General features: G+C 62.8%; 5 protein-coding genes. 3 read left to right on the forward strand and 2 right to left on the reverse strand.

All coding sequences use genetic code 11. From position 1 onward, the window contains the following. Positions 1-31 precede the first annotated feature (31 nt). Positions 32-1,132, reverse strand: a complete 1,101-nt coding sequence (locus tag KBC96_05695) for a Gfo/Idh/MocA family oxidoreductase (GenBank protein MBP6963883.1) — start codon at positions 1,130-1,132, stop codon at positions 32-34. A 10-nt stretch (positions 1,133-1,142) separates the two neighbouring features. Further along, positions 1,143-1,787 carry a ThuA domain-containing protein gene (locus tag KBC96_05700; GenBank protein MBP6963884.1) on the reverse strand — a complete coding sequence of 215 codons (645 nt, stop codon included), beginning with the start codon at positions 1,785-1,787 and terminating at the stop codon, positions 1,143-1,145. Positions 1,788-1,946: 159 nt separating this feature from the next. Here KBC96_05700 and KBC96_05705 point away from each other — a divergent pair, with 159 nt between their 5' ends. The 3 genes from KBC96_05705 to KBC96_05715 form a co-directional block, all read left to right on the forward strand. After that, positions 1,947-4,661 carry a DUF4091 domain-containing protein gene (locus KBC96_05705; protein ID MBP6963885.1) on the forward strand — a complete coding sequence of 905 codons (2,715 nt, stop codon included), beginning with the start codon at positions 1,947-1,949 and terminating at the stop codon, positions 4,659-4,661. A 171-nt stretch (positions 4,662-4,832) separates the two neighbouring features. After that, positions 4,833-6,698 (forward strand): family 20 glycosylhydrolase, encoded by a 1,866-nt coding sequence (locus KBC96_05710; protein MBP6963886.1) that lies wholly within the window; start codon positions 4,833-4,835, stop codon positions 6,696-6,698. A gap of 12 nt (positions 6,699-6,710) precedes the next feature. Continuing rightward, positions 6,711-7,022 (forward strand): DsrE family protein (locus KBC96_05715; GenBank protein MBP6963887.1); only part of this gene is annotated, 312 nt, incomplete at its 3' end.

Here is a 7,022-nt window from a genome sequence, read left to right on the forward strand (position 1 = left end):
CAACACGCCACTGCTCCATCACTCCATTCTGCTATTCGTCCAGCGTGCCGTGCCGGAGCCCGAGCGGGAGAGGTGCGGGCTGCGCGACGGTACTCTCGAGCATTATGTGCTTGCCCTGGTTTGACGCGTCGTGGAACGCATGCATGACGTCGAGCACGTGGTATGCCAGGTCGCCGCTAGCGCGGTGCGGTCTGCCGCTTCGGATGGAATACGCCATGTCCGCGACGCCGACGCCTCTGCTGTTCTCCGCGTAGCCGTGAGTCAGCGGCACATCGCTCCACTCATTCGCGCCTTCGCGCCTCACGCGGACCGGTCCGCCGAAGCTGTTCGGGTCGGGGACGCTGAGGGTGCCCTCGGTGCCGTAGATCTCGATCCGCGGAAGCTCGGCCGCCCAGACATCGAACGTGGTGATGATGTTGCCGACCGCCCCGCTGGCGAAGTCCATGACGCCGACGACGTGCGTTGGCACGTCCACCTTGATGACCTGACCGCGCTTCGGCTCGCTCCCGATGACGCGCTCGGGGAAGGTGATGCGGGTCGCGCCGGTAACCCGCTTCACCGGGCCCATGAGGTTCACGAGCGCGGTGAGGTAGTACGGACCCATGTCGAACATCGGGCCGCCGCCGGCCTTGTAGTAGAACTCGGGATCGGGATGCCAACCCTCGTGGCCATGGCACATCATGAACGCCGTCGCGCCGATCGGTTTGCCGATCCATCCGTCGTCGATGAGCTTCCGACAGGTCTGGATTCCGCCGCCCATGAAGGTGTCCGGCGCGCATCCCACCAGTACGCCCTTCGCCTTCGCGGTATCGAGCAGCTTGCGTCCGTCCTCACGAGTAATCGTGAGCGGCTTCTCGTTGTAGACGCTCTTTCCGGCCTCGACAGCCTTCTGCGCGACCGACGCGTGCGCGATCGGGATGGTCAGGTTGATGATGATCTCAATGCTCGGATCGGCAAGCACATCCTCAACGGTGATCGCCCCACACCCGTACTCCTCCGCTTTGGCCTTCGCGCGCTCCGGGATTATGTCGGCAGATGCGACGATGTCCAGAATCTCGAACGTACGCCCGGCCTGGAAGTAGATGCCCGATATGTTTCCACATCCGATGATGCCGACTTTGGTTGGTTTCATTGCTCGCTCCTTACTTCGCCGCCCAGATCGCGCCGCGCCTGATGATCTCCATCACCTCGGGTACCTGGAAATCCGATGCCACATGGCCGAGCGACATGTAGAAGACCTTGCCCGCGCCGTACATGCGCTTCCAGACCGCCGGCATGACAGTGCCCGCGACCCACGGATAGGTGTCGCCGCTCACGGTCGTCGTCGCCAACACCTCGTTGCCCGGGTCGGTGTGCATGTAGTACTGCTCGGACTTCATCTTGAAGCTGCCCAGCCCCGCCACGATCGGGTCCGACGGCTTGGTGATATCCACCGTGTAGTCAATGATCCCGCCGGGGTGCTCGACCCACTGGCCGCCGACCATGAACTGGTAGCCGGTGTTGTTGCGGAACGAGTCGCCCATCCCGCCGTGCCAGCCCGCGATGCCGACACCCCCTCGGACTGCCTGCAGGAGTCCGTTCGACTGCTCGCCCGAGATCTCGCCCATCGTCCAGCAGGGGACGACAAGATCTATCGAACCCATCAGATCGGCGTCCGTGTAGGAATCCATCGTGTCCGAGATGATCGTCTCGAAACCGTTCGCCTGCAGAACAGGAGCGACCGCCTCCACGCACTGCTTCGGCTCATGGCCGTCCCATCCGCCCCAGACCATCAACGCCCGCTTCATACCTTAGCCTCCATCGTTTGTGCCTCTTGCCAACCGGCAAGGGAAACCTTCGCCCCGCATGGAATCTGAGTGTGATGCGAGGCACACTGCGCACAGGTTAGCACAGATTCTGCGCATGGTGCAAGGGTAGATTGCCGACTCTGCGCCGGAGGTGTTGATATGCGAGAACTGCTGGTCCTGATCGTTTTGCTGACTGCTCTCTGCCATACGCAGGCGGCCGATATCGTGAAGAACCCTCTATTCCTCGACGTGCTCCCGGACAAGACGCCCGCGAACTGGCAGTTCTTCTCCGAGGGAACGGGCACAGGCCGATGTGAACTGGTCACCAAGGGATCGACACGTCTGGTCAAGGTCACACGCGATACGGGCGGTGACTACACCGGAGTCAGGCAGCGGCTCGATGGGTACCAGGTCGATCCCACGAAGGACTACTGCATCTCCGGCGCGTACGGCAGTCAGGTGGACGGCCTTGCGCATCCCTGCGTCTACTACCTCAACGAAAACGGGCAGTTCCTCGGAGCCTATGAGTTCACCCTCTCCGCCGCCCGCGATGAGCAGGGCTTCAAGAGGCGGTTCCGACCGCATCCGGATACCAGGCACTTCGAGATTCAGCTTCGGGCGCAGGGCAAGCAGGGCGAGGTACGCTTCTACCGCTGTAACCTCTGGGAAGGGAACCACTCGGACCGCATCATGAAGCTGAAGGACCTGGCTGCCAAGATGCCGGTCTCCGGCGAGGCAGCCCGATACGCCGTCCTGAACCCCGGCACGAACTTACGGGTCACGGTTCTGGGTGACACAGGAGCGGAGGTGTATGCTGACTACGGCGATCTCAGCCAGTTCCTGAGCTACCATCCTCGCATACCAGTCACCGTCGACGGAGAAACCCTGGACCCGATCGTCCTAGTCTATGGGCTGCCCACGCTATGGAAGCGCCTCTGTGAGACAGGCCGGGAGAAACACACGCTCGAAGTCACCGCGCCTAGCGATGGCCCCAGCTTCCCGCTTCTAGTCGGCATCAGACCCGCCGAGGGAGTACGCCTCAAGCCGCTCTCCGTCGAGTTCGGCGGATGGGAGAACGGCAACTTCTCTGCGAAGGCACAGTGGATCGGCGATTCGGAGAAGCTGATCGCCGAGGACATCGACCTCGCCACCGCCGAGGCGATGCAGTCGCTAAACAACCATGGCACGAGCCCGTACATCGTCGAGAGCAGCCTCATGAAGCCGGTGAGAGGCGACATCGTCCGCCGATACATCCTTGGGACCGAGAAGCCGTCATGGGGCATAAACCTTCGGGCCGCGCAGGGCGAGTCAGAGGCGTGCCAGGTCGTTATCCTGCCGGATGCGAACGGCAAGGCCGAGGTATCTGACGTCGAGTGCACCGGCCTCACCAGCCCCGCAGGGAGGAAGATCAGTTCCTCCGCCGTCCATGTATACCGCGTCGGATATGTCGATGCTCCCTGGGGCGAACGAATCCCCGATCCGCTGTTCCCCGATCTCAAGCAAGGCGGTCCGACAGACCCTGTCGTCCTCCTGGTCGAGATTCGCGCCCCCAAGGCGATCGTCCCACGCAACTACCACGGCCACCTGACTATGACGGTCAACGGCAAGGCGACAGAGGTTCCTATCCGGCTGACCGTCCGGGGCTTCGCTGTTCCGCAGGAAAATCATCTGAAGACGTGCTTCTGGTTCTTCCGCGGACAGATCAGGCGCCACTACGGCATGGACCGCGATCCCAAGTGGGAGGAGTACCGCCCGTACCTCGACATGTCGCTGAGGTATCGGCTCACTCCGGTCGACTGCAATGAGGGGAACGTCGAGCCGCTCTTCCAGGTCTACCGGGAGTCCGACGGCACGTTCTCGATCGACTGGACCGAGTTCGACCGGTTCGCGGAGTACATACTTGCCCGGGGAGCGAACGTGCTGCACCTCGCGCCGACTCAGTGGTTCGCCTACTGGTTCAGCGACAAGCTGAAGGGCGCGTACAACCCGGAGACGTTCACCGATCGGGCGACCGGCAAGGTCGAGACGTTCGCCTACCCCTACCTCTCCGACGAGCACAAGAAGATGCTCCAGTGGTATCTCCGCGGGGCCTGCGACCATTTCGAGAAGAAGGGATGGCTGAAGTACGCCTATCTCCAGCCGTTCGACGAGGTGGGCGAGAACCCGGAGGTCTTGAGCATCCTCAAGACGTGCGAAGAGGCCGATCCGCGAGTCAAGATCCTCATGGACGTCCTGCGCCCCGGCGACTCGAAGGCGATGACCGACGTGATCGACATCTGGTGCCCGCTCTCGCCGAACCTCCCGGGCGGCGGGTTCGATCAGGTGCGCAGAGAGGGAGACGAGGTCTGGTGGTACGTTTGCATCGGCCCTAAGAAGCCGTATGCGAACCTCTTCACTAACTGGTCAATGGTGGAGCACCGGCAGCTCTTTTGGCAGTCGTGGAAGTATGACGCAGAGGGCCTGCTCTACTGGGGCATCAACTTCTGGAACTGGTGGGGAACGGAGAAGCCGTACGACAGGCAGATCGCCTGGCCCGCCGGAAGTTGGACATCCTCGACCACGAGCCAGGACACGGTCGGCGACGGGTACTTCATCTATCCCGGGCCGAGCGGCCCCCTGCCCTCGCTCCGTCTCCAGGCGATCCTCGACGGCATCGAGGACTACGAGTACCTCTGGCTGCTCAACGATCTGGTGAAGAAGGCCGAGGCCAAAGGCGTCCCGGCATCCCAGTTGAGCGAGGCCAAGCGGCTGCTCGCGGTGCCGGAGAGCTTCTGCAAGTCGCTCACCGAGTATTCCCTTGACCCGAGGGACCTGGCCTCCCTCCGAGAGCAGGTGGCGGCCGAGATCGAGCGGCTGAGCCGCAAGCCGAGGTGACAGACTCCGAGTCTCCAGAAGGAGGCTTCGCGCAGTCGCCGCCGCGGTCCCGACCTCCACCCCCTGCGGAACTCGGGCCAAGACTCCGAGATTCTGCGCGCCCGGTTTGACTTAGGGCAGCGGAAGCTGTACCATTGGGCCGACCTACTCGCAGACCCGTTCGGAGGAAACATGACAGAAGGCGCCGATCTTCACCTCGCCCCCATACCGAAGAGGCTGTCGCCTAGACAGGGGACATTCATATGGACTGACACAGACCCGAAGCGGTATATCAAGCTCGAGGCGGATCAGCCGCAGACGCTCGTCGCCGCTGCCAGGAAGACCGGACTGCCGTGGGAGATCACTGCAAGCCCGAGGGCTTCGAGAGGACAGACCGGGCTGATCATCAGGCTCGACGCGAGCCGAGGCATCCGAACCGAGGGGTACAAGCTGATCATACGACCCGAGAGGATCGAGATCGCGGCATCCGATCCCGCCGGCGCGTTCTACGGGGCGTGTACGCTGGCGCAGATAGTGAGGCAGTGGCGGCAGACCACTCCCCGGTCCACCCTGCCTCGGGGAGGGAACTTTGAGCTTCCCTGCCTGACAATCTCCGACTGGCCGGACTTCCCCACGCGAGGCGTGATGCTCGACATCAGCCGGGACAAAGTGCCGACGATGGAGACACTCTACCATCTCGTGGACCTGCTGGCCGAGTGGAAGATCAATCAGTTTCAGCTCTACACTGAGCACACGTTCGCCTACCTCTCCCACCCTACGGTCTGGGAGAACGCCGACCCGATGACCGGCGAGCAGATCATGGCGCTCGACATGTACTGCCGGGAGCGCTTCATCGAACTGGTGCCGAACCAGAACTCGTTCGGCCACATGGAGCGCTGGCTCAAGCACGACAAGTATCGTCCCATTTCGGAAGCGCCGTACGGGTGCGACACGGCATGGGGACGCTTCGACAACCCATTCAGTCTCTGCCCGACCGACCGGCGCAGCCTGCCGCTGGTCAAGGGGCTCTACGAGGAACTGCTGCCCCACTTCACAAGCGGGATGTTCAACGTCGGCTGCGACGAGACCGTTGACCTCGGGCGCGGGCGGAGCGACAAGGCCTGCGAGGAGCGCGGAACCGGGCGAGTGTACCTGGATTTCCTGTTGGAGATCTACAAGCTGGTGCAGGCGCACGGCAAGACGATGCAGTTCTGGGGCGACATCATCATCAAGCACCCGGAACTGATTCCCGAGCTGCCGAAGGACGCCGTCACTCTCGAGTGGGGCTACGAGGCCGACCACCCGTTCGCAGACCATGGGGCGAAGTTCGCCGCGTCGGGCATACCGTTCTATGTCGCGCCGGGCACGTCGAGCTGGAATACGATCGCGGGGCGGACTGAGAACGCGATCGGGAACATCACGAGCGCCTGTCGGAACGGCCTCAAGCTCGGAGCGATCGGCGTGCTGAACACCGACTGGGGCGACTTCGGACACTGGCAGCCGCTCTCGGTCTCCTACCTTGGGTTCATGGTCGGCGCGATGGCCTCGTGGAACGCCAGGGCCGACGTGAAGAAGGGCCTCGCCGAAACGCTCTCCCTGCACGCATTCGGCGACCCGACCGGCAAGGCTGGCCGCGCCTTCTACGACTTGGGCAACGTGTACCTGTGCTTCAAGAAGAAGACGTTCAATTCGACCGTGCCCTGGCAGATGCTCTTCCGCGAGTTGAGGGAAACGAAGTGGTCCGAAGACCTTAGGGCCGCTGAGTTCCAGGCGATGGAGAAGCGGCTGGAGGAGATCGAGACGGCGTTCGAGGGCGACGGTATGACCTCGCTGGACGCCGAGACCGTGCGCGAGGAGGTCGATCAGGTGATCCGGATGCTCAGGCTGGGGTCGGCGGTCGGCAAGTGGAAGCTCGGCGGCCGCGTACCGAAGGACCTCGATGCGAGGATCGAGGAAGTGAAGCTGGAGCACGAACTCGTCTGGCTGATGCGCAACCGGCCCGGAGGACTGCACGACAGCGAGAAGAAGATCAAGGCAGGGCAAGAGATGAAGAGTTAGGGGGCAAACGCCATGAACTACGACGTGATTCTGATCGGACAGCCGGGGCTTGGTGCAGGCGATATGCAGCTCGGTGGGCTGCTGCTGGCGAACTTCCTGCGGCTGCTGGGTGAGCGCGACGACAATCCCGAGTATGTCATCCTCTGGAACGAGGGCGTGCGCGTCGCGGTCGAGGGCTCGAACTGGATCAACCACCTCAAGAAGCTCGAGGAGCAGGGCGTGAAGATCGTCTGCTGCCAGACATGCATCGAGTTCCTCGGCCTCGAGGGACAGATCGCTGTCGGCGTGATCGGCAACATGCCCGGCATTCAGGAGATTCTGTTT

The organism is Armatimonadota bacterium (genome assembly GCA_017993055.1).
Taxonomy (GTDB): Bacteria; Armatimonadota; UBA5829; order DTJY01; family DTJY01; genus JAGONM01.

What these genes read in the sequence shown, in the direction of transcription:
- KBC96_05710 (MBP6963886.1), top strand. Translation starts at nt 4,833, where the DNA reads ATGACAGAAGGCGCCGATCTTCACCTCGCCCCCATACCGAAGAGGCTG.
- KBC96_05705 (MBP6963885.1), top strand. Translation starts at nt 1,947, where the DNA reads ATGCGAGAACTGCTGGTCCTGATCGTTTTGCTGACTGCTCTCTGCCAT.
- KBC96_05695 (MBP6963883.1), bottom strand. Translation starts at nt 1,132, where the DNA reads ATGAAACCAACCAAAGTCGGCATCATCGGATGTGGAAACATATCGGGC.
- KBC96_05700 (MBP6963884.1), bottom strand. Translation starts at nt 1,787, where the DNA reads ATGAAGCGGGCGTTGATGGTCTGGGGCGGATGGGACGGCCATGAGCCG.